Genomic DNA, 24,546 nt, shown 5'->3' with positions numbered 1-24,546 from the left:
GCTTTTCTTAGGCTCAAATTGCCGCTTCTCCATTAGAAAAAGCGCAGTATTACAATCAGTAATAACTGCGCTATGTTTGGTTCGGCCTTTTATTTTTTCCTTTTTTTCTTGATTAGGCTTCGAGCAAATACCTTTTCCAATTCAATCATGATTTGCTCCAACGTTTTGAATGATTGGTATAATGCCGGCCTTTGCAGAATGAACCCCATTCGTTCCGAAAAATTGACATTGGCAAATGGCAGCGATGCAGCCTCTGCCTCCCACCCTTCTAACATGACAGGCATCTCATTTATCCAAAATAGAGAAGAAAAACAACAGGCAATGCCTTTTCTCATTAGAGGCGCTGTTTCTTTCGCCTTCCTAGCGCGGAATAATTCCTCCAATTGGGCATGCAGGCCTTTCCAATATTCAAATAAAGCAGGAACTGCTTCTTCTGTATGTTCCCAAGGCTTATACCCATTTTTCCCCATATAAAATAATAATTCATACGGGAAAAACTCAACTTCATTCAATTGGAGCTCTTTATAATCACTTTCACTTATTCCTGCACATAAGGAGGAATTAAAAAAGTATTCCACATTCAGCTCCCTTGGGATGGTATATCCTTTCTCTCCCATTCTCTTCACTTTCCTTTTTCCCTCTATTTCGCCTTAAGTCTTTTCTTGCCTTCTCGGCATAACGAATTCAATGGACAGATTTCACATTTAGGGTTCTGTGCCTTGCAATGGTAACGGCCGAAAAAAATCATTGTATGGTGCGTCAACGACCACTCTTCCATCGGCACTTTCTTCATTAATGCTTCCTCTACCTGAAGTACATTATCCTTATACCGGCATATTCCAAGGCGTTTACTCACCCGTTCCACATGGGTATCGACTGCGATAGCCGGTTCCCCAAAAGCGACCGACATGACGACATTGGCGGTTTTTCTTCCCACTCCCGGCAATTTAACCAATTCTTCGCGGGTTGAAGGGACGATTCCATCAAAGTCGTCTATCAGCATTGTGCATAGCTTTTGGATATTCTTCGCTTTATTACGGAACAACCCAATGGATCTAATATCATCCTGAAGTTCCTCAAGAGGCACAGCTAAATAGTCCTCAGGCGTTTTATACTTCTGAAAGAGAGTAGCCGTTACCTTGTTTACAAGGACATCCGTGCACTGGGCGGATAATGCAACAGCAATCACCAATTCGAAGGGATTGCGGTGCACCAGTTCACAGTGCGCATTCGGAAACATTTCCTTCATCTTATCTATGCAGTATAACGTTTGCGTTTTATTCAGCATGCGGTCTTCCCCTTCATCCTTGTTTCAGTTTATTTCTCCAGCCAATTATAAAACTGGATTTCCTTAGTTGAAGTACGAGGCTTGGGCTTCTGCTCCCTTTTGGGATAAGTGCGGAACTTTTCGCCATACGCTTTTGCTTGATCAACTGTTTTAATTCCATTCTTTTTCCATTCAAATAAGATACGGTCGATGTATCTAAAGTTCAATTTTCCGGCAACGACAGCTTCCCTTAACGCAGTCATAATGATTTCACTGCCATGGTGGTCATCATCCAGCCACATGCCCAACGTTTCGCATTCAAACGGAGACAAAGGACGTCCAAATTCCTGTTCGAATATGGTATATAGGCTCTTTTCATCTTTTTCCTGGCGTAGGTGGATTTCCCTATTTTGTTTATATAAAAAATGCTCAATCATTTTACTGTACAATGGTTGCAAAGAATAGGATTCACCTATCACAGATTCCTGTGTTTGGTCTTCATTCAATTCCAAAAATCCTTTTTGAATCAAATTACGGAGAAGGCCAGCACAATCAGCGGCTGTAAATGACATTCTGTCGCTGATTTCCATAGGGGTAGGGAACCTATTCCCTTCTTTCTGAAAGTGGTCCAATTGCAGCAAAAGCAATAACTCCTGCTCATCCAAACCCATTTCCGCATAATGCACCAAAAGAAAAGAAGGAATTGTAACCGTTCCTTCCTGAAGCCAAGATAGTAGTTGTTCTTTTATCATTTCGAGACACCTCTTACTTAGTATATCATGAAAGGCAAACAAGTAAGAACAAGTAAATCTTGCTTTCACTGCCTTTAACTATGCGTATAAAAATTAAAAACCCGACATGCCATAATAGCTGTCGGGTATAGGTCGTTCATTAAGGGTATAAACGGTTCAACAGACGCGGGAATGGGATGGTCTCCCGTACATGCTCGACGCCACTGATCCAGGCAACCGTGCGTTCCAGACCCAATCCGAATCCTGAATGCGGAACAGAGCCATATTGGCGCAATTCCATATACCATTTATATGCTGCAGCATCAAGGCCGTGTTTTTCAACATTGGCTTCAAGCATAGTTAGATCATGGATACGCTCTGAGCCTCCAATGATTTCTCCATAGCCCTCAGGTGCGATCAGATCGGCGCAAAGCACCACTTCCGGACGCTCCGAATCAGGCTGCATATAGAATGGCTTCAAAGAAGTCGGATAGTGCGTAATAAACACTGGCTTTTCATAATGTTCAGCGATAGCTGTTTCATGGGGTGAACCGAAGTCATCTCCCCATTCGATATCATCGAATCCTTTTTCATGCAAGAATTTCAATGCATCATCGTACGTAATGCGCGGGAACGGAGCAGTGATTTTTTCCAGCTTGCTCACATCGCGATCCAATGTTTTCAATTCCAACGCGCAATTCTTAAGGACAGATTGGATGATATAAGAAACATATTGCTCTTGTACTTCCAGATTTTCATCAAAAGTAACAAAGGCCATCTCAGGCTCGATCATCCAGAATTCGATCAAATGGCGTCTTGTTTTTGATTTCTCGGCACGGAAAGTCGGCCCAAAAGAAAATACTTTTCCAAGAGCCATCGCCGCGGCTTCCATATAAAGCTGACCGCTTTGTGAAAGGAAAGCATCTTCATCAAAATATTTAGTTGCAAACAGTTCTGTAGTTCCTTCAGGGGCGCTTCCAGTAAGAATTGGCGGATCTACTTTAGTAAATCCGTTATCGTTGAAAAATTCATATGTAGCACGAATAATCTCATTTCGGATTTTCATTACCGCATGCTGGCGCTTAGAACGAAGCCATAAATGGCGGTGGTCCATAAGAAACTCTGTACCATGGGCTTTTGGTGTGATCGGATAATCAGTCGCTTCATGGATGATTTCCAGGCCCGTTACTTGCAATTCGTAGCCAAATGGCGAGCGTTCATCGACAGCCACTTTACCTGTCACATACAGTGATGTTTCCTGTGTGACCGATTTTGCTTTTTGGAATAATTCTTCACTTACTTCCGCTTTTACTACAACACCTTGGATGAATCCAGTTCCATCACGAAGCTGCAAGAAAGCGATTTTACCGCTGGAACGTTTATTGGCGATCCAGCAACCGATTGTCACTTCTTGATCTACGTATTTATATACTTGCGAAATAGTTGTTTTCAATGCAATATTCCCTCCAAATTTTACAAAAGCACTTCTTTACCTATACCATTATACCTTTGTGTCTTCCTTCAATCAATGATTGTCATAACAGTTTCCTTCTATTTTGGTCAAAAACGCAGGGCAAAGGAAAAGCTAAGCATCCGCTTAGCTTTCAAGAACCTGCTCAGCCATTCATTTTTGAATGGACAAATGTTGACATGCGTTCTACTGCTTTTTCCAATTGTTCCAATGATGTAGCATACGACAGCCGAATGTTTTCCGGAGCTCCAAATCCAGATCCAGGGATAACCGCAACAAGCGCTTCTTCTAGAAGTGCTGAAGCAAATTCATCCACAGAGCTGTATCCGCAGGAAGATGCCGCCTCCTTGACGTTCGGGAACAAATAGAAGGCTCCTTGAGGCTTAATGCATGTAAAGCCAGGTATAGCAGTCAATTGCTCATAAATAATGGATAATCGTTCAGCAAATGCCTGCCTCATCTCTTCAACTGCATCCTGAGGCCCTTCGTAGGCTGCAATAGCCCCAAATTGGGCTGGTGTAGTCGGATTGGAAGTACTGTGGCTTGCAAGGTTTGTCATAGCTTTAATGATCATTTCATTTCCAACAGCATAGCCAATTCTCCAGCCTGTCATACTATGCGATTTTGATACACCATTAATGATGATTGTATGTTCTTTTAGTTCTGGGGATAATTCGGCAATCGAACTATGTTTATTTTCGCCATAAACAAGTTTTTCATAAATTTCGTCCGAAACGATTAGCAAATCATGCTTTAAGCAAACCTCTCCAAGGGCTTTCAATTCATCTTTAGTATAGAGCATCCCGGTAGGATTGCTTGGCGAATTCAATATAACCGCTTTAGTACTTTCTGAGAGACAAGCCTCAAGAGCTTCAGGTGTAATTTTAAACTGATTCTCTTCTTTCCCTTCGCAATAAACAGGTTTCCCTCCAGCAAGCTTCACTTGTTCAGGATAGCTGACCCAGTATGGAGTCGGGATGATTACTTCGTCCCCTTCATCCAGAATAGCTTGGAATAACGTGTAAAGAGCATGCTTGGCACCCGTTGTGACAATCACTTCCGAAGTCTTGTAATCCAGGTGTTGGTCTCGCTTCAGCTTATCGACTATCGCTTGCTTTAATCTTGGCAGGCCTGCAGAAGGGGTATATTTCGTTTGGCCTTCATTCATCGATGCTGCCGCTTGATCAATAATGTGCTGCGGTGTGTTGAAGTCAGGTTCCCCTGCCCCCAATCCTATGACGTCAAGTCCTTGTGCTTTCAGCTCCTTCGCTTTAGCAGTAATTGCAAGTGTAGATGATGGTGTAAGAGCTTGAACACGTTTTGCCAATTTCATTCTAAATTCTCCCCCAATTTATATGTTTTCATAATTTCTTAACATGTCTCCAGTAAAGAAATCATAATAATAATAATTCAGTTTTCCTTTTTCATCTTTAAAGACGACTTCCCAAATTTCTCTATTCTTGTCTTTATTGAATTCAATCATACCGATCTTAGCCGAAACGATTGACACCGGAAGTCCGGTAGACTTTACTTTTTCCAAGATCTCGCTACGGGTGGCACCCTCAGAATATTTCCTTTTTGCAATATGGGTATTCTTTCCATCCTTTGGGATCCACAGTACTTGCTTGACGCTCTCGGAATCTTTGCCAGTAACAATATAATAGGCTTTTTTGCCGCGGAATACATAACTTTCGCTAACGCTTGCAAGGCCGCCTTCATCTTTGGCAATTGCAGCGCCTTTTTCTTCATCTTTGGTCTGGGCATTCACTCCGACCATATAACTTGCAATCACATATCCAATAATCAGAATAATGATAAAACTGATAATCCAAATCCATTTTTTCAAAAATACCACTCACTTTTATGTTCGATAGATCGTAATGACAGCCTGTTCTTGATTCTCCCGGTCAAGAGCCAAGCCGAACATGAGTTGATCATATTTCAAGCTCCGATTCAATGTATCGACGATCTTATAAAGATCTGGTTGATATTGAACCTTGACCGTTGAAATCACTTCTGGTTTATCTTGCATGATAAATGCCCCCCGGCAACAGAAATATGTATCCCTATTCCTTCATCTACTTACATGATGATTCTGTGAACATTATAACAGTTTTTCTGTTGAAAAAATAAAAATTTAATCAAAAAATTGCATTGCCCGCTAAAAATCCTCCCTACTCCCTTTCCTTATCACCACTTCATCATTTAGATCCATAGAGCCAAGCTTTCACTTTTTCCTGCAATTGATTTTCAACGGTCGTCTCCACTTCCACTTTCGGGATGGACCGAAGGAAATCTTCCCCATAGTAACCGGAAAGGATGCGGCGGTCGCAAATAATGCATACCCCTTTATCCTCGGCAGTCCTGATCAATCGTCCAAATCCTTGGCGAAAACGGACGATCGCTTCAGGCAATGAATAAGAAAGGAATGGGTTTTCCCCTTTCTCTTTTAACTTCTTCAACCTTGCTTCCGTAATCGGTTCATTGGGAGGAGAAAACGGCAACCTCACTACCATCAGGCATTGCAGCGCTTCTCCCGGCAAATCCAAGCCATCCCAAAAGCTCGCAGTCCCTAATAGGATAGATTTATCATAGTTTTGAAAGTACTTAATAAGCCGTGTTTTACTTTTACTGGAAATTCCCTGGGATAGAATAGTAAAGTCGAGAAGCTCCTGATTCTGCCTTAAATGATCATTGGTCAACTTCAGCATTTCATGGGACGTGAACAGAACGAGCATTCTTCCTTTCGTTGCGATTGCAGATTTTTCGATATACGAGGCGATATGGGAAGCATATTGATCTGCCGTCACTGTGCTCACATCCGGTATATCATCCGCAACAAGCAATTTCACTTTTTTCTCATAGTCGAAAGGAGAAGGATAAATCGCCTTTTCCACCTTTTGCCCATTTAGGCCGAGCTTCTTCTCCATATAGTCAAATGTCCCTTTTACAGTTAATGTAGAAGAGGTCAATACCGCCGAGCGCAGTTTAGAGAAATAGCGGTGCCACATTTCGCTTCCTCCAGATATCGGCTGTGAAAATAAATAGACATACTGGCTTGGGCTATTCCTGTTCCACTCAACCCAATAGAGAACATCCTCTTTATTGTTCATAATGAATTCTCTCAACAAACGGCCATATTCTATCAGTGACGAAGCGATATTTTCTATTTCAGTTAAATAATACAGCTGCACCTTTCCAGGCTGCCCATTTTCCATAATATACCGAACTTGCTCAGTTAATATCGAAGCAACACGCTTAAAATGCTCTGCCAGACGCTCCGCCAGCATAAATAATGGCTGTGCCTCTTTCTTTCCTTCAAGAATTGTCTGCAATGGCATTGCCTGTTTAGCAGCTTGATTCGTCCCTGCCTGTTCGCATACAATCGATAGCAGCTGAAAAAATTGCTCTAATTCATAAATCGATTCCTGCACAAGCCGATCAAGCATTCCGATGGTCTTTTTTTGGCCATCATTAATGTCAAGGATCATTTTTTCAAGTTTGAATAATAATTGGTTGTGGTCCAATGACCCCATTTTATTGATCATCATTTTAATACTTACATAATCTATGGAAGCACCCAGATGCTTTAATGCGGCATTTTCTAAGTGATGGGCCTCATCAATGATCAATGTAGTTGACTGCAGCTGTGGAGCTTTCTTGGAAAAATAATCAGACATCAAATAGGAATGATTCGTAATGATGATATGCGCTCCAGCCGCTTTTTTTATGGCCCGCTCATAAAAATCATAGTGCTCCCAAGCACTCTGGTGTTCGCTTGCAAGGCCGGGTGCACAATGGAGCTTCTCCCAAAAAAGCTCCCCTCCGCTGGAAAGATTCAGTTCATCTTTATCGCCTGTTTCAGTCCGAAGCAGCCAAACCAGTATTTGCATCTTTGTCAATGCACTATCATAGTTATCATCCTTGGCTCTTAATGCACGGTCAAATTTGGCCAATGATAAATAATTTGCACGTCCTTTAAGAACAACAGACCTGACAGGGAATGGCAAAATCCGCTTCAAATTAGCGAGTTCTTTATGTAAAAGCTGATTCTGTAAATCAATCGTATATGTGCTGATCATAATGCTTTCAGAATGCTGTATCGCGTAATAAGCAGCCGGCACTAAATATCCGATCGTTTTTCCCAGCCCTGTTCCCGCTTCAATCAAAGAAATTTGCCCATCATTCATCGCTTTATAAACAAGATCCATCATTTTCAGCTGGTCTTCACGCAATTCAAAAGGCCGAAAAGCGTCCGAAAGCAACTCTATTTTCTCTATATCGTTTTCAGGATAGACTTGTCCATCATTCTCCATTAAAATAGCTTCCTGCTCCGGCTTGGAGAAAGCAATCCCTTTATTGATCAATAAATATGGATGATGGATAGGGCTCTTAGTCATCCTTTGCTGCAAAAGATGCTCGAGCAATTCATTCAAATCACTCTTTAATGAATAAGATAACTTATGCATCTGCTTCAAGGTGACAAGCGGCAAGTCGCTCAATTCCTTCTTGAATAAAAGAAATAACTCTGCTGTCACATAAGCATCACTATCCGCTTGATGTGGACGGTCATGTTCATATCCTTCCCTTTCCGCAAGGTGTGATAATTTATAGCTTGTTGCAGATGGCCGCATGATTTTTGCCAGTTCCACAGTATCCACGGTCGAGCCGTAAAAACCATGGTAACCAGCCTCTTGTAATTGATCCTGTAAAAACGTGAGATCAAACAATACATTATGCGCCACAAAAGTGGAATGCCGCAGCCACTCCATAATTTTCGGCGCGACATCTTCAAATAGTGGTGCGCCGACCACGTCTTCTTCTTTAATTCCTGTCAATTCTTCTATAAATGGTGATATGGGTTGTTGTGGATTAATCAATGTGGAATACGTTTCAACAATACAATCATCCTCAATAGCCACTGCTGCAAACTGAATGATTTTATCGCCTTTCTTCACCGCATTTCCGGTAGTTTCTAGATCCACAACAACATAACGTTGCGTCATGAATGTACACCTCAAAATCGCTGGCTGTCCTAATTGAGGGCTTTCTTAGCCTTCCGCTCTAAAACAGCAATCTAATATTTCTATCATATGGCAAGCTTAAAAAGCCGGCCGCAAAGCGTTTAAAGCCTTATAATCTATAATACAGATTATAAGGCTTTAATACAATGCAGTCAGCTTCGATAAAGCATTATAAAGTTTAACGATCCATCCAAATCTTTATAGGACCGTCGCTTCCGGTTCGTGGTTCATCATCTGTTCGATCTTATTTCCTTCACCCATGATTGCTACTCTCGGTCGGTGGCTCTGTACCTCATCCTCTGTTAACATGGCATACGAAATAATGATGACTACATCTCCCGGTTGGACTAGCCGGGCCGCTGCCCCATTTAGGCAGACAACACCGCTGCCACGTTCACCCGCAATTATATACGTTTCCAGACGGGCACCATTATTATTATTTACAATAGCCACTTTTTCATTGGGCAGCATATCCACCGCATCAATAATATCCTCATCGATTGTGATACTGCCGACATAATTGAGGTTTGCCTCCGTTACTGTAGCGCGATGGATTTTCCCCTTCATCATTGTCCGAAACACTGTGATTCCTCCCTCAGTTCTGTTACGACTTATAGTTGTATGGTTACATTATCTATTAATCTTGCATGAGCAAAACGGACAGCAATGGCAATAATGGTTTCACCCTTCAACTTTTCCACTGCATCCAAAGCCGGATAGCTGTAAATTTCCACATAATCAATTTTACCGGCTGTATTTTGTTCTATATGGTGTTTAATGGTTGCAATCACCTTGGCCGGCTCTCTTTCCCCTTCCTCAATCAAGCGCACAGCCAATTGAAGACTTTGGAATAATTGAGCGGCTTCTTGCCGTTCCTCCTGCAATAAATAAACATTTCTGGAGCTTTTGGCCAAGCCGTCCTCTTCCCTGACAATATCGACCGGAACAATTTCTACGGGAATATTGAAATCGCGTACCATGCCTTTTACGACTGCGACTTGCTGTGCATCCTTCATTCCAAAATAAGCCTTATTTGGCTGGACGATATTGAATAGTTTCGTCAAAACAGTCGCTACTCCATCAAAGTGCCCTGGCCGTGATTTCCCGCATAATACATCTGTTCCTCTAAATACGGTTACACCGACCGACATATGATCGGGGTACATTTCTTGGACGGTTGGATAGAATATATAATCAACACCGTGTTTCTGGGCTGCTTGTTCATCCCTTACAATATCCCGCGGGTATTTCTCCAAATCTTCATCTTTCCCGAATTGAAGAGGATTCACAAAAATGCTCAGCACAACAATGTCATTTTCCCTTCTGGCTTCCGCCAACAATGCTTCATGGCCTTCATGAAGATAGCCCATTGTCGGAACAAAACCTATTCTCATGCCATTGTTCTTCAACAGCATCATATCACTCTGTATATCTCTGACTTTCGTTACTATTTTCATTATTTGCCTCCATATAGTGTCGTAAGCTCTTCCTCTTTCATGGAAAAAGATTCTTCTAAAGATGGGAATTTTTCTGATTTAACTTCATTCACATAAGCTGTCAGCCCTGAAAGAATCTTCTCATTCACATCCGCAAAAGGCTTAACGAACTTTGGCAATCGCTTCACTCCGTATTGAATGACATCATGATAAACCAACACTTGGCCGTCTGTACCTATTCCGGCACCGATGCCGATGGTCGGGATGTTTAATTCTTCGCTAATTTTTGCTGCTATCTGATGAGGCACACATTCCAGCACCAAAGCCACTGCACCAGCCTTCTCACATTTCTTGCTGTCCTCAATCAGCGCTTTGGCCTCTTCTGCATTTTTCCCCTGTACTTTATAACCTCCCAGCACACCTACGGATTGGGGTGTCAGCCCTAAGTGGGCAACAACTGGAACTCCTGCATTCGTCAAGGCTTCTATCTTATACAGCACTTCACCAGCGCCCTCGACTTTTACAGCGTCCGCTTGCCCATCCTGCATGATGCGTGCTGCATTTTTCAGGGTTTCGTCAATGGATAAATGATAGCTCATGAATGGCATGTCTGTCACAGTGAACGTAGACTTCGCTCCTCTTTTGACCGCCTTCGTATGGTGGATCATATCCTCAACAGTTACCGGTATAGTAGAATCATATCCGAGTACGACCATACCTAAGGAATCACCGACGAGGATCATATCCACCCCCGCTTCTTCCGCAAGCAATGCCGATGGGTAATCATAAGCCGTCAGCATTACAATCTTTTCATTGCGTTCCTTCATTTTCATGAACTTTCCACTGAGTTTCATAATTCCTTCCTCCTTTTTGATGAGAGGAGATAAAACAAAACTATGCCGCTTTATGCAACAAAAAAACCTTCTGCAAAACAGAAGGATTGTTGGCCAAAAGCATACGTTTCATCCCTCTGTCCTTGTCCTTTAAACGGATCTAGGCAGACTTGTCATGTACATTTTAAACAGACAAACAGCGCTAGGTGCAGTTCAATTTTTGATACTGCCCACACTCAGTATAACAATCAACCGAAAAAATGGCTATATCAATTGCTTACCCTCATTACGATTCCTATACATAACAAAAGCTAGGCCGAACCGATAACAGTTTGGCCTAGCTTTTGTTCCAGCCCGTTTTTCATTGAATAGTTAAATGTCAATATCGGCTGAATAAATCGAATGGACGGTTCCACTCCCGTCTTTAATGAGAAGGACACCTTCATCGGTTATCCCCATTGCGATGCCGGTCACCCTCGCTTGAAGAGTGGTAGCTGTGATTGTTTTGCCGATGCTAACCGCATAGCTTTCCCAAAGGGTTTTGATCACTTTAAAACCCTTTGATTGATAGATTTGGTACAATGATTCAAATCTTTTCAAGACGCTTCCGATAAGCGCTTCACGGGATACCATCTGTCCACATTGAACTCGAAGGGAAGTGGCTTTTTCCTGAAGTTCTTCCGGGAAATCCTCAATGGATTGATTGACATTGATCCCGATGCCAATCACTATCGAATGTATGCCATCCGCCTCAGCCTGCATTTCAGTCAATATGCCTGTCATTTTTTTGCCCTTGATCAAGATATCATTAGGCCATTTGATTTCAGCTTGGACACCAGTTACATCCTCTATTGCCTGCACTACTGCGACTGCAGTCAGTAAAGTCAACTGTGGGGCTTGCTGTATCGGAATATTCGGCTTTGCCAATACACTCATCCAAATGCCGGTTCTCTTCGCAGAATGCCATTTTCTGGCCATACGGCCTCTCCCGCCTGTTTGTTCATCCGCGACGACAATCGTTCCTTCCGGCGCGCCTTCATTGGCCATTTCAATCGCTTTTTTTTGTGTGGAACCAATTGAATCCTCATAATCGATCAATTGTCCAAATACATCGCTTTGAATGTGCATACGGATACTGTCCGCTGACATGGCAGAAGGAACGGAAATAATGCGATAGCCTTTACGTCTGACAGCTTCAATTTCATACCCATCCTTACGAAGATCTTCGATATGTTTCCAAACAGCAGTCCTGGTAGCTCCCGTCAATTCAGCAATGTGCTGCCCTGATACATATTGATCTCCTTGGGATAGAGCTTCAATTAATTTTTTCCTTATATGAGATTGCATTTCCGCACCTCCCTGAAGATCTCTTCTTTCGTGTTGCCCACATGGCCCTCCACAACCCGTTTCACGAGTTCATGCAGGACATCCTTCATCCACGGCCCTTGTTTCTTTTCAGACCATTCAATCAAGTCTCTGCCGTTGACAGCCAGTTCAGCGGCGGAACGAATCGGCAAAGCCTGCCACTTCTTTTGTAAATGGGCAAGTGCTTCATCTTCCTTTTCATTCTTAAGGAGACAATTGATGCGGATTGCACTTTGAGAAGCTTCAATCCCTTTCATGATCATGCTGTAGGGGTCCCCGGAAAATGACTCTTCCAGCAATTGGACAATCGTTCGTATTGTACGGATTTGTTTGACCGGAAGTTTCCATTGCCGCAATAGAGACTCCACCTCATCGCTTTGTACCATCTTGTACAGAAGGATGGCCCACTTTTCATTCACAGTCGATAAATGATGAAATGGGATTTGAGAAGCGCTTATTAGCGCCTCTTTCTTTTTGGCAAACCCGGGAAGATGCATATACAGGTCCGTTTCAATCAACAATTTGAAGGCTTGAATGGCATTTCTGCCATCTATCAATTTTTCAAATTCCGAAGTGATTCTTTCGACGGAAATATGATCAAGCAGGGCATGGTTTTCTTTCAAAGAATGCACTATTTCACCTGAACACGAAAAAGACAGCTGGCTTGCAAACCGCAGAGCCCTCAGCATTCTTAATGCATCCTCGCTGAATCGCTCACTCGCCTTTCCGACGGTATCTATCCTCTTTTCCAGAATAGCCTTCTTGCCGCCGAACGGATCATATAATTCGCCAGCCTTGTCCAGAGCCATACTGTTCATCGTAAAATCACGACGTTTCAGATCTTCTTTTAACGAACGGATGAACGTGACTTCATTCGGTTTTCTAAAATCGCTATATTCACCCTCTGTACGGTAGGTTGTTATTTCATATGAATCACCCCCGTACAGGACCATGACAGTCCCATGCTGGATGCCGATATCAATGGTGGAAGGAAAAATGGCTTTTACTTCTTCAGGGAGCGCGGAAGTAGCGATGTCAACATCATGGATGTCCCTGCCAAGAATATAGTCCCTGACAGACCCTCCGACAAAGACTGCTTCAAATCCTCTTGCCTCAATCGCTTTAAGCAGCGGCACTGCCTTCAGAAACAAATCATTCAACATTTCCCACTTCCGTTCCAGACAGCAAGGAGTGATATATGCCTTCATACTGTTCAATAATTCGGTGAGATTTAAAATGGTTATGGACACTGTCCATACATGCCTCTGAAAAACGGGCATGCATTTCTTCATCCATCAACAAACGTACCGCGTGGTCCGCAATCTGGTCTATATCCCCTAAATCACAAATGAATCCTGTGCGGTTATGTTCTATAACCTCGGGAATCCCGCCTATATCTGTTCCAATGCAAGGCACACCACATGCCATTGCTTCTAATAAAACAAGCCCAAAACTTTCTTTTTCAGAAAGAAGGAGCATCAAATCGGCTATACTGTATAATTCCTGTAAATTATCCTGCTTGCCCATGAACAATACTGAATCACGGATCCCCAGTTCATCGACCAATTCACAAACGGATGTCATTTCTGGGCCATCGCCAACGAGCATCAGTTTAGAAGGGACTCTTTGTTGAACTTGGGCAAAAACGCGGACTATATCATGGACCCGTTTCACTTCACGGAAGTTGGAAACATGTATGAGCACTTTCTCGTCGCTCATCCCAAGATCGGCTTTCAATGAGCTTGACGGCTGTTTCTTATAAACATTTTCATCAATAAAGTTATACACAGTATGTATTTCTTTATCAGGCTGGATTAATTCCTTTGTTTCTTCAACCAATGCATCGGATACAGCAGTCACATAATCGGATTTCTCTATTCCATATTTAATGAGCGATTGCATATTATGTTCAAGTCCAAGTACGGTAATATCCGTACCATGCAGAGTAGTTACAATTTTGAGTTCATGGTCCACCATTTGTTTTGCCAAAATGGCACAAACTGCATGTGGAATCGCATAATGGGCGTGAAGGATATCCAGTTCTTCACGCTTGGCCACTTCGGCAATTTTGCTTGCTAACGACAGGTCGTAGGGCGGATACTGAAAAACAGAATAAAAATTCATATCAACTGCATGAAAGAAAATGCGGGGATGCACTTTTTTCAAACGAAACGGCATCGAACTTGAGATAAAATGAATATTATGGCCTTTATCCGCAAGCAATCTTCCCAATTCTGTTGCCACTACTCCCGAACCCCCTACTGAAGGGTAACAGATAATTCCTATATTTAAACTCATTTGATTCCTCCTAATAAATCATTTGAAAGTAAAAGTGGCTTAGTACTGAAAAAACCCTCTGCATAGTTGACGCCTACTTCTTTTCCAATCATTTTTTCCCTCGATACGACACTATCGATATAATCGCCGACCAAAGGGGTTTGGTAACTGTTATCATTTATTTCAAATTGGCTTCTGAAGGATTTAAGACTATTGATCTTTTCATCTATATGTGCTGATATATCAATGGCAAAATCCGGTTTATGGAATCCGTTAATCATATAATAGTATAGGGCTTCCGCTTTATGAGGCGCTTGGTCTTCCTTGTCCACATATTTGCGCACTCCTGCCGAAAAGTAAGCTTCCTCCACAATTTTGGCGCAATTCCCGTGGTCTGGGTGGCGGTCAACTGTATACGGAACAAATATGATCTTAGGCTTATATTTTCGGATGACACTGGCAGCTACAGCTATATGATCGTCTGTCAGGAATAGCCCCCTATCCGGAAGTTGCGCATTGATCCGCTCCTCCACACCGAGTACATTCCGCGCCTTTTCCGCTTCCTCTAATCGGCGCTGGACTGTCCCGTTAGAGGACATCTCCGCCTTGGTCAAATCGCAAATGACCACTTTTTTCCCTTGTTTGGTGTACTTGGCGATCGTGCCAGCCATGCCGATTTCTACATCATCGGCATGCGCTCCGAACGCAAGGATGTCTATATCTGTATGCATATTCTATCTCACCTTACTTTTTAATCTGTCTCCAATCGATATCTCCCTCTTCCAAACCGCGGATGAGTACTTCAGCTGTCCCCATATTGGTCGCTAAGGGTACTGAATACACATCGCACAAACGAATAAGTGCAGAGACGTCAGGTTCATGCGGCTGTGCAGTCAATGGATCGCGGAAGAACAGGATGATATCCATATCATCCTGAGCGATCCTGGCCCCTATCTGCTGATCTCCACCGAGCGGCCCTGATTGGAACCGGGTGATTGGAAGTCCTGTGGCCTCCTGTATACGTAAGCCGGTCGTTCCTGTAGCGAATAAAGTATGTTTCTTAAAAATATGTTGATAGGCTGTCACAAATCCTACCAAGTCCTCTTTTTTCTGGTCATGTGCTATTAAGGCGATATTCATGAAGCTTCACTCCCTTGAATTAATCAATAATATTTTCAAGTCCGTAAACAAGTACCTGGATTTTCATTACTTCATTGACCGCAAGCTTGACCCCTGACATGAATGAAGCCCTGTTATAGGAATCATGGCGCAATGTAAGAGTTTGCCCATCGGCTCCGAACATAACCTGCTGGTGGGCAACCAATCCCGGCAATCGGACACTATGTATATGCATGCCATCTAAATTGGCTCCTCTTGCTCCTTTCATCAATTCCTTTTCATCCGGATGACCCTGCTCTTTCGTTTCACGCACTTCTGCAATCATTTCTGCTGTTTTGACTGCAGTGCCTGATGGCGCATCCAGCTTACGGTCATGGTGCATTTCGATAATTTCAACATCCGGGAAATATTTAGCAGCCATTTGAGAAAACTTCATCATCAAAACTGCTCCAACAGCGAAATTCGGCGCAATAATGCATCCTAGTCCTTTCTCTTCGCACAGAGCATCCAATTCAGCTAGGTTTTCCTTTGTAAAACCTGTTGTTCCAACAACCGGGCGGACTCCATGTGAAAGAGCTGAAACAGTATGCTTCATGCCAACTTCAGGAGTTGTCAAATCAATCAATACATCAGCATCCACTTCTGACAAGCATTGGTCGATATCACTGTAGATCGGTGCGGCAATTCCTTCGAAACCATTGATTTCAGCAAGATCCATTCCATTATTTTGCCTGTCGATTACTGCAGCTAATTCAAATTCTTCGGTATTATGTACGAGTAAAACCGCTTCTTGTCCCATTCGCCCTCTTGGGCCGGCCACAATGATTCTTACTGTTTCCACTATTAGCTCAATCCTTTCCCATCTTCTATTTTTGTCCATCTATCTTTGTCGCGTGTTCGAAATTTCTCCATGACAAGATCATGGGCTTCAGCCAAATCTATTTGAAGAGCATTCGCAAAGCAAATAAGAACAAATAGCATATCGCCTACTTCTTCTTTTATTTCCTTTTCACCTTCACTCTTTTTCTTAGGCTTCTCACCATAATAATGGTTCACTTCCCGGGCCAATTCACCGAGTTCTTCAGTCATTCGGGCTAGCATTGCCAATGGGCTGAAATATCCTTCCTTGAACTGGCCGATATATTCATCTACTTCTTTTTGTAATTCCTCCATGCTTTTCGCCATATTAAACACCCTTTTCAACCGGAAATAAAACCCAAATCCGGTGCATCTTATTCTTATTCGCATTCTCTATTCAGAATCCCTCTTACGAAAGAAAAGCATCCATGACCATTATAGCAAATCTTCACACCAACTTAAGAACGTAACGCATGAAATATGCAATAATCCTTAAACTATAGTAAGATTCTTTTTTCTATTTCTTCAGTTACATATGCATAAACTGCCCAGAAAGAGCCAAGCAGCGGCAGGCAATATGTATGGCGCCACAACCAAGTGACCCCTCGCATTGGCTATTTCATGTTTTTTCCTATATAATGATGATCGTATTGCATTGCAACGTTGACGGTCAGGAGGTAATGTCTATGGTATTTGGTTTACGATTCAAAAACATCTTTTTTATTATTTTGGGCGCCGGCATTTTTGGGTTCGGCCTTGTGCATTTCAACATGCAGAATCATTTGGCGGAAGGCGGCTTTACAGGGATTACCCTTATTCTGTATCAATTGTTTAAAATCGACCCTTCCTATTCGAACATCATACTGAATGTTCCGATATTCTTCATCGGATGGAAGTATTTAGGAAGGACTTCGTTTATTTATACCATACTTGGAACGGTTGGATTATCTGTTTGGTTATGGATTTTCCAAAAATATCAATTCCATATCCCGTTGGAAAATGACTTGATGCTTGTTTCATTATTTGCAGGAAGCTTTATCGGTATTGGGCTAGGAATCATATTCCGGTATGGAGGGACTACTGGAGGCGTGGATATTATCGCCCGGCTTGTCCATAAGTATGTAGGCTGGGGAATGGGAAAAACGATGTTTATGTTTGATGCATGCGTTATCACTCTCTCTTTGGTCACATACCTATCACTGCGCCAAGGCATGTATACATTGATTGCAGTATTCATCGGCGCCCGCTTAATTGACTTCATGCAGGAAGGTTCTTATGCAGCGCGTGGAGCGATGATCATATCTGAAAAGAACAATGAAATTGCTGATACCATCATGAAGGAAATGGAACGCGGAGTAACTGTCCTAAAGGGATATGGCTCATATTCCAAACAAGACCGTGAAGTGCTTTATTGCGTTGTCGGCAAGAATGAAATTGTCCGCCTTCGCAACTGCATCATGGCAGTTGATCCGCATGCATTTGTTTCGGTTTCGATTGTCCATGATGTGCTCGGTGAAGGATTCACCCTCGATGAAAACAAAAATCCGATTGAGCGGTAAATGCATGAACAAAAAAGCCTGCACTATCCTAACTTGGATGGCCGCAGGCTTTTTGCATATATACAGGTCTATTCGTCTCTAGTCATGCCGGTATAAATCAATACCAATCTCACTAATTCCAAAATGGCTACTGCTGCTGCTGCAACATACGTCATTGCCGCTGCATTCAGGACCTTCTTCGTTTCTCTTTCTTCGCGGTTCGAGATGATCCCCAATGAAACCACCTGATCCATAGCCCTGCTCGAAGCATTGAATTCAACAGGAAGTGTGACTACCTGGAATAACACTGCTGCAAGCATCGCAAAGATTCCCAGCAAAACCAATCCTGTAATGTTAGCTAAAAAGCCAATCAAGAGCAGTACCCATGAGATATTAGAGCCAAAGTTGGCTACCGGTACCATCGCTGCACGAAAACGAAGGAATGCGTAATCATGTTGGTCTTGGATGGCATGTCCGACTTCATGGGCAGATACGGCTGTAGCAGCCAATGAATGGCCATGGTAGTTCCCTGAGGATAGCCGTACTACTTTCGAGCGCGGGTCGTAGTGGTCACTTAAAAACCCTCTTGTTTCTTCCACATGAACATTGTAAAGGCCGTTTTCATCCAGTATCCTTCTTGCTACCTCAGCCCCAGTCATTCCGGTTGAAGAAGCAACCTTAGAGTATTTATTATATGTTCCTTTTACTTTAGCTTGTGCATAGATTGGAATCAAAATGATGATCGCCAAGTAAATTAGATAGCTACCCATTGTAACCTCCTAAAAAAGATATTAACACTATTCTAGTAATAAAGTATTCATGATGTCAATCATTCAAATCATTTTCTCCCTTAACCTTTTCCTTCGTCCCTTTATATTTTCTCCAACCTACATAAGATAATGTGGAAATGATGATCCCTCCGGTTGTGAAAATAACCCACCATAAAGATGGATCCGCATCATCTTCTTTCATTTTATCGAAAATGGTTTTCATATCATACTGTAACGTGCTCAGTTCCTTTTGATTTGGGGCCTGCTTTAACAATTGCGGCCGAAACGCATCCAGATAGGCAAACTGCTGGTCAAGGCTTTGGATGGTTTCTTTATTTAAATTCACTTTCATCCCATCATATATGAGACTGTATTGAAGCATCAGTGAATTAAGCGATTGATTGAATTGCTGCTTATTTTTTTCATCCAATGCTTGTTTCGCTTGGTTAAACGTTTCCATCATTTCTCCTTCCATTTCCGTCCATAATGGATGGCGGACAGAATGGGCAGCATCAGCAGCTAGCCGGAGGCGAGTAAGCGAGGTTACTTTTCCATCCATTTCCACATTATTATTTTGCAAGCTTTCAACCGCTTGAACATAAGCGGCATCCACAACTTCCTGCACCTCTTTGCTTAACCCTGCTTGCTTGGCAATTTTTCCGACAGATCCATCCGAATAGCTCTGTAGAACAGCTAGGCTATCTTCATACCTTTGCAATTTTGCCAATTGCAATGCTTCATCACTTTTTTTATCGAATATTTCCAATTGCGAAGAGGCACTGACATCGACTTTTGGCAATAACGTTAGAAAAACAAGCAAAACGACAACAATCCTTTTTTTGGGCATTTCTGCGTCCCTCCTCTTTCATTCTACTTATATGAAAGGAAGGACAAGAGTAGACCAAATCAAATGCTAGAATTTCAATTTCCAGCGTGGCAATTTCATTCCGACATAATAACAGATAAACAAGGAGACAATACTAAGCCAAAAAGTTCCATAGCCAATTTCCCTTAAATAGATATCCAAATCCCCATACCAAGGCATTTGTTGAAAAACATAGTCGATCATTTCATTATGTACAGTAAAAATGGCTGCGACAACCAAATGCCATGGCTTTATCCGGTAAAACGGCGCATAAAGCAACCCTTGTATAGCCATAGCCAAATGGGAAAACATCAGCATATAATTCATCCAATGCAGGGACCCGGTGACTTTTAACATCAATAGGTTCATGATTACCGCCCAGACCCCATACTTGAATAAAGAAGACAAAGCCAGCGCTTCGAACAATCCCCAATTCCGCCCCAGCAAAAATGCGATCAATACTAAAACAAAAAATAAACAGGCCGTTGGACTGTCAGGGATAAATGGCATAAAAATGCCCTTGCTGAAGGCTAATTGATCCTTATACCAGTAATATCCGTACACAGTGCCCACTATATTGATAACCAGCAACAGCCAAACTACTGATTTTTTCCTTAACACAGTATAAATCAACGTCATACAGCCAACCTCTTTCCACGAATTATTCCTTTCATTATTCCCCTTTAGATTTTCTCTCTTTCATCCTATACTCCTATCTAAGCCCCTAAATGAAGATTGAGCCTACTTGCATAATATACCAAATTAGTTCCATCGCCAACCGGAACCCGTTTGTCTTCGATTAAAAGGAGAAAAAAAGTGTGCTTTGAATGAATCAAAACACACTTTCACATTGTTTGGATTTTTATAAAACTTTCAATTGAAAGTTTATTTTCAACCAGCTGCAAGCTCCACCCCCTCGAGATCTCACCCTTTTCGGGAGTAGGCGCGCTTTCCGCTTCTGGTTATCTCTTTACTTTAATGCTTTTCTATTTTTTCTGGATCGTATGGTGTAAGTCGTCCATCTTCCATGTAAAGGACACGGTCGCATAAATCAAGCATACGATGGTCATGGGTAACCATGACTGCAGCTTTTTTGCTCCGCTTTACTTCCTGGGCAAGCATCTCCACAACATCTCGCCCACGTTCTGAATCCAAGCTGGCAGTCGGTTCATCCGCTAGAATGATTTCTGGATTATTCATCCATGCACGGGCAATTGCAACTCTTTGGCGTTCCCCTCCTGACAGCATTTCAGGGTATTGGTGTTGGCGATGGGCCAAACCGAGCCGTTGCATTAAATCATCAGCCCTCTTTTCAGCATCTCGGGATTTTTCCCCATCCAGTTTACTGATCAATAACAACTGATCCTTGACAGTCAGATATGGAATCAAATTAGCCGATTGAAAAATGAAACCAATTTGGCTTAAGCGCATATCGTTCAATTGTTTATCTGACATGTGCTGTATTTCCTTACCGTCCAATAGAACAGATCCTTTGGTAGGTGATAATAGAGCTCCCGCGATAGATAGGAATGTACTTTTTCCGGATCCGGATGGGCCAACCACCGCAATGAACTCCGCTTCTTTCACTTCAAGATTGACATCATTCAACACTTTGATGGTTGATTGGCCGTCGCCATATTCTTTCGTCACATGCTCCAATACTAATTTCGCAGACATTATGCAGCCCTCCCAATAGCTTCGATTGCATCAATTTTCGCCACTTTATAGAGCGAAATCAACGAACCGATTATCGATACTGACAAGAATAACAATGAACACCAACCGACTAGAGACAGGCCTAACTGGAAAGGCATGGATGCCGGCAGCAAGTATGCTACTCCATAGGTTAACGCGATACTGACAGCCAATGAAATAACAGTGACTAATAAAACCTGTGAAATCAAATTTGCAGCCAAATACTTTGTTTTTGCCCCAATCGCCTTCAAAACGCCAAACTGGTTTAATTTTTGGATCGTAATCACGTAGAAGAATACAGCCAGCACAAATGCAGCTATGACGAATAAAAAGGCAATCATCATTAATAGTGACCCTTGTTCTTCCGAATAACCCGGAATGCCCTTAAGTGCCTGATCCTTTGTAATGATTTCAATATGTTTATTCTCTTTCGCCAGCTTGTCGGCTTTTTCATCACTAATCTGAAGAACAACAGTGTTAACCATTTGATCCTGCCCTTGGACTGTTTGGCTTTGCTGTAACTGCTGCCATTCATCAAAGTTCATGAATATAACGGGAGAATGTGAAAAAGAGGCATTCTCTGTAAAACCGCTGATCATAAATTCCTTACCTGTTCGTTGATCCTTTATTTTATCGCCAATCCTTAATCCGGACTCTTTTAGAGAAGCATCAGCCACGACTTCCTTTTTGGTTGAATTGGTTATCCCTTCTCCTTCAGTGATTTTTGGCATTAAATCACTGTTCGTATCGATAGCAAAAAAGGTGGCATCCATTTTTTTAGATCCTTTTGTAACAGTTGTCATCGATACATTCAACGGTACCGCATTGTTTTTTCCAGCCATTTTCTCAAGTTTGGCTTTTTGCCCTTCTGAAATCTGGGAACGGGTTAAGCGTTGGTCGGCATTTTTATCCACCGCAAAGTGGCTTGCCTTCATTTCTTGAAGTGCGGATGCGTTATCTGCCGATAATCCATTTGCCAACCCAGTTACGAATAAGACAAGAAACGAAATCAGCACCATGATTAATCCGATTAATAGATATCGGAATTTACTATGTTTCATTTCTCTGATTGCCAGAAACATGCATATTCATCTCCATTTCTATTTATATACATTCAAGTAAGTGCACTGCTTTATAAAAAGTAGTATTTTCTAACTTGACTACAGTATATAAATTGAATATGAACGGAGCATGAACGGTCAGTTACATTTAGGCAGAAGGATTTGGAAGGTTGTTCCTTTGCCTAATTCACTATCAACTAATATTTGGCCGCCATGTAAATCGATGATTTTTTTGACGATAGCAAGCCCCAATCCACTGCTGTTTTCATTGCTTCGGCTCCTTGCCTTGTCTGCTTTATAAAACCGGGTAAATATATGCGGAAGCTCTTCTTTAGATATGCCGATTCCTGTATCCTTAATCACAACAGAGCAAGAGCCTTTGAGCGATCGGACAGCAAGATAGAGACTGCCCCCTTCATTGCTGTATTTAATGCTGTTTGTTATCAAATTCGCCCAAACCTGATAAAGCAATTGTTGGTCTCCCTTGTATGTGACGGGCTCCAAATCAAGTTCGAGCATCATTTCTTTATCCCGCCAAGCCCATTCTGTCATTGAGACTACCTGTTTGATCTGATCAGACAAATTAAATTCTCTTTTATCCAGATAATGATCTTCCTTATCAAGCGATGCAAGGACAAGCAATTGCCTGCTTAACTGTGACAGCCGGGCACTTTCGGACTCAATGATGGACAGATATTTTTTTCGGTGTTCATCATTGATTTGGTCATCTTGAAGCATATTTGCATACCCTTTTATGGATGAGAGAGGCGTTTGGATTTCATGTGAAACATTTGAAACAAATTCCTGCCTCATGGCCTCCACTTGCCTTAATTCATTGGCCATCTTAGAAAACTGTTCGCCAAGAGCGCCTATTTCATCATTCCGGTTTACTTGCAGTTGAATATCATACTGGCCTTTTGCAATTTTTTTTGTTGCAGCCGTTAATTTTGTGATTGGTTTGACAATGTACCGTGTATTCACTACAAATGCCATTATGCTAAAAATAGCTGTCAAAGCCATCAACAAAGCAAAAAACACGCGCAGCTCGCCAAATTGCACCTCTGTATCGGAGCGGACAAACAATGCATACTTTTGCCCATCGATTGTAATTGGTACGCCAACAGTATTTGCAAGCGTATTATCAAAGAAACCAGTAATAAAGACACTGGAAGGAAAATTAGCTATTCCATGGTAGATCTCTCCAGAAATGACTTTAGAAATCACCTTCTGGTCTATATGTTTTACCCTGAATGATCCTCCATAAAAGGTTCCTTCATTGTCTTTACCGGTCAAATACAACTGATAACCCAATTTTCCGACACTATCGAAATAATCACGGGGGGATACCTCTGGATTATCATGATAAAAATCAGCGATATCACTGGCCATTCTTGTAACCTTCTTATCATTCTGCGGTTTAAGATTGTATTGAAAATAGGCATTGGAAATAATAAATGCTAATGTCGAACTCCCCAGCATGACGACAAATGTCGTCACTATGATCCGATGGTACAGCGTCTTCACTTCACGATACCTCCATTTTATAGCCGACACCGCGAACGGTTTGAATTCTAAAATCATCATACTGTGCAAAACGCTCACGCAAGCGTTTTATATGTACGTCAACAGTTCGGTCATCCCCTTCAAAATCCTGCCCCCAAATTAACTCTATTAATTCTTCACGAGTAAAAACACGGTCTGGATAGCTTGCCAATTGATAGAGTAATTCAAATTCCTTCATTGGAAGCATTAAAATCCTTCCATGACAATTGACTTCATAACTTTTACGGTCGATAACCACTTGGTTCATTTTTATTTTTTCGGCGCTTGCCATTTCGTATCTTCTCAGCAACGCCTTAATCCGAAACAATAGCTCTTTTGGTTCGAACGGTTTGGTTAAATAATCATCTGTACCTACCAGATAACCCTTCTCCTTATCTATTAATTGATCCTTTGCCGTTAAAAGAATTACCGGTATATCGAAATCTTCCCTGATTTCTTTACACATTTGATAGCCATCTTTGTTGGGCATCATAATATCGACCACCGCTAAATGGACTGTTTTTTCCTCTAGAATTTCCATCCCCCCTTGTCCATCACTTGCTTCAAAAACGTTATATCCTTCACTTCTAAGGAATTGTGCCACTAATTCTCGGATTGGGCGGTCATCATCCGCTACTAAAATGTTCATCATTGCTGCATTCCTCTTCCTTTCAGGTTATCTTTATGTATTTCT

26 protein-coding genes are annotated in these 24,546 nt (G+C 42.1%); 1 reads left to right on the top strand and 25 read right to left on the bottom strand.

The annotated features are described in order from the left end of the window. Window positions 1-89 precede the first annotated feature (89 nt). The 18 genes from ABC357_RS06820 to ABC357_RS06735 form a co-directional block, all read right to left on the bottom strand. Window positions 90-617: a YpoC family protein gene (locus tag ABC357_RS06820; protein ID WP_412886781.1), complete on the bottom strand. Its 528-nt coding sequence runs from the start codon at window positions 615-617 to the stop codon at window positions 90-92. A gap of 23 nt (window positions 618-640) precedes the next feature. Continuing rightward, window positions 641-1,288 (bottom strand): endonuclease III, encoded by a 648-nt coding sequence (nth, locus tag ABC357_RS06815; protein WP_412886780.1) that lies wholly within the window; start codon window positions 1,286-1,288, stop codon window positions 641-643. A 29-nt stretch (window positions 1,289-1,317) separates the two neighbouring features. Then, window positions 1,318-2,019 carry a DnaD domain-containing protein gene (locus ABC357_RS06810; RefSeq protein WP_412886779.1) on the bottom strand — a complete coding sequence of 234 codons (702 nt, stop codon included), beginning with the start codon at window positions 2,017-2,019 and terminating at the stop codon, window positions 1,318-1,320. A 139-nt stretch (window positions 2,020-2,158) separates the two neighbouring features. After that, entirely contained in the window at window positions 2,159-3,451 is a 1,293-nt protein-coding gene (asnS, locus tag ABC357_RS06805; protein ID WP_412886778.1) for an asparagine--tRNA ligase, read from the bottom strand. A gap of 163 nt (window positions 3,452-3,614) precedes the next feature. Next, the gene (locus ABC357_RS06800; RefSeq protein WP_412886777.1) at window positions 3,615-4,802 is read right to left on the bottom strand and encodes a pyridoxal phosphate-dependent aminotransferase; all 1,188 of its coding nucleotides are present in this window, start codon (window positions 4,800-4,802) and stop codon (window positions 3,615-3,617) included. Between the two features lie 18 nt (window positions 4,803-4,820). Further along, window positions 4,821-5,315 (bottom strand): cell wall elongation regulator TseB-like domain-containing protein, encoded by a 495-nt coding sequence (locus ABC357_RS06795; RefSeq protein ID WP_412886776.1) that lies wholly within the window; start codon window positions 5,313-5,315, stop codon window positions 4,821-4,823. Window positions 5,316-5,330: 15 nt separating this feature from the next. Continuing rightward, window positions 5,331-5,501, bottom strand: coding sequence for a YpmA family protein (locus tag ABC357_RS06790; RefSeq protein ID WP_412886775.1), 171 nt, complete (start codon window positions 5,499-5,501; stop codon window positions 5,331-5,333). A gap of 169 nt (window positions 5,502-5,670) precedes the next feature. Beyond that, window positions 5,671-8,475, bottom strand: coding sequence for an ATP-dependent DNA helicase DinG (dinG, locus tag ABC357_RS06785; RefSeq protein WP_412886774.1), 2,805 nt, complete (start codon window positions 8,473-8,475; stop codon window positions 5,671-5,673). A gap of 216 nt (window positions 8,476-8,691) precedes the next feature. Beyond that, the gene (gene panD / locus ABC357_RS06780) at window positions 8,692-9,075 is read right to left on the bottom strand and encodes an aspartate 1-decarboxylase (RefSeq protein WP_412886773.1); all 384 of its coding nucleotides are present in this window, start codon (window positions 9,073-9,075) and stop codon (window positions 8,692-8,694) included. A gap of 29 nt (window positions 9,076-9,104) precedes the next feature. Continuing rightward, complete coding sequence (panC, locus tag ABC357_RS06775; RefSeq protein ID WP_412886772.1) at window positions 9,105-9,950, bottom strand: pantoate--beta-alanine ligase; 846 nt, start codon at window positions 9,948-9,950, stop codon at window positions 9,105-9,107. After that, window positions 9,950-10,783 (bottom strand): 3-methyl-2-oxobutanoate hydroxymethyltransferase, encoded by an 834-nt coding sequence (panB, locus tag ABC357_RS06770; RefSeq protein WP_412886771.1) that lies wholly within the window; start codon window positions 10,781-10,783, stop codon window positions 9,950-9,952. The genes panC and panB overlap by 1 nt, the downstream gene beginning before the upstream one ends. 351 nt (window positions 10,784-11,134) lie before the next feature. Beyond that, window positions 11,135-12,109, bottom strand: a complete 975-nt coding sequence (locus ABC357_RS06765) for a biotin--[acetyl-CoA-carboxylase] ligase (protein ID WP_412886770.1) — start codon at window positions 12,107-12,109, stop codon at window positions 11,135-11,137. Further along, entirely contained in the window at window positions 12,094-13,290 is a 1,197-nt protein-coding gene (locus ABC357_RS06760) for a CCA tRNA nucleotidyltransferase (protein WP_412886769.1), read from the bottom strand. Before ABC357_RS06760 ends, ABC357_RS06765 begins: the two co-directional genes overlap by 16 nt. Continuing rightward, window positions 13,280-14,425 (bottom strand): N-acetyl-alpha-D-glucosaminyl L-malate synthase BshA, encoded by a 1,146-nt coding sequence (bshA, locus tag ABC357_RS06755; RefSeq protein ID WP_412886768.1) that lies wholly within the window; start codon window positions 14,423-14,425, stop codon window positions 13,280-13,282. Before bshA ends, ABC357_RS06760 begins: the two co-directional genes overlap by 11 nt. Then, a complete protein-coding gene (gene bshB1, locus ABC357_RS06750; protein WP_412886767.1) occupies window positions 14,422-15,135 on the bottom strand; it encodes a bacillithiol biosynthesis deacetylase BshB1 in 714 nt (237 codons plus the stop codon). Before bshB1 ends, bshA begins: the two co-directional genes overlap by 4 nt. 13 nt (window positions 15,136-15,148) lie before the next feature. Continuing rightward, on the bottom strand, window positions 15,149-15,544 hold the full coding sequence (gene mgsA / locus ABC357_RS06745; RefSeq protein WP_412886766.1) for a methylglyoxal synthase: 396 nt from the start codon (window positions 15,542-15,544) through the stop codon (window positions 15,149-15,151). 19 nt (window positions 15,545-15,563) lie between these two features. Next, window positions 15,564-16,364 carry a 4-hydroxy-tetrahydrodipicolinate reductase gene (dapB, locus tag ABC357_RS06740; RefSeq protein WP_412886765.1) on the bottom strand — a complete coding sequence of 267 codons (801 nt, stop codon included), beginning with the start codon at window positions 16,362-16,364 and terminating at the stop codon, window positions 15,564-15,566. Window positions 16,365-16,366: 2 nt separating this feature from the next. After that, window positions 16,367-16,708, bottom strand: a complete 342-nt coding sequence (locus ABC357_RS06735; RefSeq protein ID WP_412886764.1) for a nucleotide pyrophosphohydrolase — start codon at window positions 16,706-16,708, stop codon at window positions 16,367-16,369. Between the two features lie 359 nt (window positions 16,709-17,067). Between ABC357_RS06735 and ABC357_RS06730 the strand changes: the two genes are divergently transcribed. Then, entirely contained in the window at window positions 17,068-17,940 is an 873-nt protein-coding gene (locus ABC357_RS06730) for a YitT family protein (protein ID WP_412886763.1), read from the top strand. Window positions 17,941-18,008: 68 nt separating this feature from the next. Here ABC357_RS06730 and ABC357_RS06725 read toward each other — a convergent pair whose 3' ends face one another. The 7 genes from ABC357_RS06725 to ABC357_RS06695 all read right to left on the bottom strand — a co-directional run bounded on the left by ABC357_RS06725 (window position 18,009) and on the right by ABC357_RS06695 (window position 24,504). Continuing rightward, window positions 18,009-18,689, bottom strand: coding sequence for a zinc metallopeptidase (locus tag ABC357_RS06725; protein ID WP_412886762.1), 681 nt, complete (start codon window positions 18,687-18,689; stop codon window positions 18,009-18,011). Between the two features lie 55 nt (window positions 18,690-18,744). Continuing rightward, window positions 18,745-19,536 carry a sporulation protein YpjB gene (locus ABC357_RS06720; protein ID WP_412886761.1) on the bottom strand — a complete coding sequence of 264 codons (792 nt, stop codon included), beginning with the start codon at window positions 19,534-19,536 and terminating at the stop codon, window positions 18,745-18,747. A 66-nt stretch (window positions 19,537-19,602) separates the two neighbouring features. Further along, a complete protein-coding gene (lhaT, locus tag ABC357_RS06715; RefSeq protein WP_412886760.1) occupies window positions 19,603-20,193 on the bottom strand; it encodes a lipoprotein heptaprenylglyceryl N-acetyltransferase LhaT in 591 nt (196 codons plus the stop codon). A 336-nt stretch (window positions 20,194-20,529) separates the two neighbouring features. After that, complete coding sequence (locus ABC357_RS06710) at window positions 20,530-21,231, bottom strand: ABC transporter ATP-binding protein (RefSeq protein ID WP_412886759.1); 702 nt, start codon at window positions 21,229-21,231, stop codon at window positions 20,530-20,532. After that, the gene (locus ABC357_RS06705; RefSeq protein ID WP_412886758.1) at window positions 21,231-22,331 is read right to left on the bottom strand and encodes an ABC transporter permease; all 1,101 of its coding nucleotides are present in this window, start codon (window positions 22,329-22,331) and stop codon (window positions 21,231-21,233) included. The genes ABC357_RS06710 and ABC357_RS06705 overlap by 1 nt, the downstream gene beginning before the upstream one ends. A 117-nt stretch (window positions 22,332-22,448) precedes the next feature. Then, window positions 22,449-23,834 (bottom strand): sensor histidine kinase, encoded by a 1,386-nt coding sequence (locus ABC357_RS06700; protein ID WP_412886757.1) that lies wholly within the window; start codon window positions 23,832-23,834, stop codon window positions 22,449-22,451. A gap of 1 nt (window position 23,835) precedes the next feature. Continuing rightward, complete coding sequence (locus ABC357_RS06695) at window positions 23,836-24,504, bottom strand: response regulator transcription factor (RefSeq protein ID WP_412886756.1); 669 nt, start codon at window positions 24,502-24,504, stop codon at window positions 23,836-23,838. Window positions 24,505-24,546: the final 42 nt, after the last annotated feature.

This window comes from Bacillus kalamii (genome assembly GCF_047238185.1).
GTDB lineage: Bacteria > Bacillota > Bacilli > Bacillales > DSM-1321 > Bacillus_AD.
Note: the sequence above shows the minus strand (reverse complement) of the source record. Positions and strands in the feature narration are given on the sequence as shown.

Bases quoted from the DNA above. Each gene is read 5' to 3' on its own strand.
- ABC357_RS06820 (WP_412886781.1), bottom strand. From the start codon at position 617: ATGGGAGAGAAAGGATATACCATCCCAAGGGAGCTGAATGTGGAATAC.
- nth (WP_412886780.1), bottom strand. From the start codon at position 1,288: ATGCTGAATAAAACGCAAACGTTATACTGCATAGATAAGATGAAGGAA.
- ABC357_RS06810 (WP_412886779.1), bottom strand. From the start codon at position 2,019: ATGATAAAAGAACAACTACTATCTTGGCTTCAGGAAGGAACGGTTACA.
- ABC357_RS06800 (WP_412886777.1), bottom strand. From the start codon at position 4,802: ATGAAATTGGCAAAACGTGTTCAAGCTCTTACACCATCATCTACACTT.
- ABC357_RS06790 (WP_412886775.1), bottom strand. From the start codon at position 5,501: ATGCAAGATAAACCAGAAGTGATTTCAACGGTCAAGGTTCAATATCAA.
- dinG (WP_412886774.1), bottom strand. From the start codon at position 8,475: ATGACGCAACGTTATGTTGTTGTGGATCTAGAAACTACCGGAAATGCG.
- panC (WP_412886772.1), bottom strand. From the start codon at position 9,950: ATGAAAATAGTAACGAAAGTCAGAGATATACAGAGTGATATGATGCTG.
- panB (WP_412886771.1), bottom strand. From the start codon at position 10,783: ATGAAACTCAGTGGAAAGTTCATGAAAATGAAGGAACGCAATGAAAAG.
- ABC357_RS06765 (WP_412886770.1), bottom strand. From the start codon at position 12,109: ATGCAATCTCATATAAGGAAAAAATTAATTGAAGCTCTATCCCAAGGA.
- ABC357_RS06760 (WP_412886769.1), bottom strand. From the start codon at position 13,290: ATGTTGAATGATTTGTTTCTGAAGGCAGTGCCGCTGCTTAAAGCGATT.
- bshA (WP_412886768.1), bottom strand. From the start codon at position 14,425: ATGAGTTTAAATATAGGAATTATCTGTTACCCTTCAGTAGGGGGTTCG.
- bshB1 (WP_412886767.1), bottom strand. From the start codon at position 15,135: ATGCATACAGATATAGACATCCTTGCGTTCGGAGCGCATGCCGATGAT.
- mgsA (WP_412886766.1), bottom strand. From the start codon at position 15,544: ATGAATATCGCCTTAATAGCACATGACCAGAAAAAAGAGGACTTGGTA.
- ABC357_RS06735 (WP_412886764.1), bottom strand. From the start codon at position 16,708: ATGGCGAAAAGCATGGAGGAATTACAAAAAGAAGTAGATGAATATATC.
- ABC357_RS06730 (WP_412886763.1), top strand. From the start codon at position 17,068: ATGGTATTTGGTTTACGATTCAAAAACATCTTTTTTATTATTTTGGGC.
- ABC357_RS06725 (WP_412886762.1), bottom strand. From the start codon at position 18,689: ATGGGTAGCTATCTAATTTACTTGGCGATCATCATTTTGATTCCAATC.
- ABC357_RS06720 (WP_412886761.1), bottom strand. From the start codon at position 19,536: ATGCCCAAAAAAAGGATTGTTGTCGTTTTGCTTGTTTTTCTAACGTTA.
- lhaT (WP_412886760.1), bottom strand. From the start codon at position 20,193: ATGACGTTGATTTATACTGTGTTAAGGAAAAAATCAGTAGTTTGGCTG.
- ABC357_RS06710 (WP_412886759.1), bottom strand. From the start codon at position 21,231: ATGTCTGCGAAATTAGTATTGGAGCATGTGACGAAAGAATATGGCGAC.
- ABC357_RS06705 (WP_412886758.1), bottom strand. From the start codon at position 22,331: ATGTTTCTGGCAATCAGAGAAATGAAACATAGTAAATTCCGATATCTA.
- ABC357_RS06695 (WP_412886756.1), bottom strand. From the start codon at position 24,504: ATGATGAACATTTTAGTAGCGGATGATGACCGCCCAATCCGAGAATTA.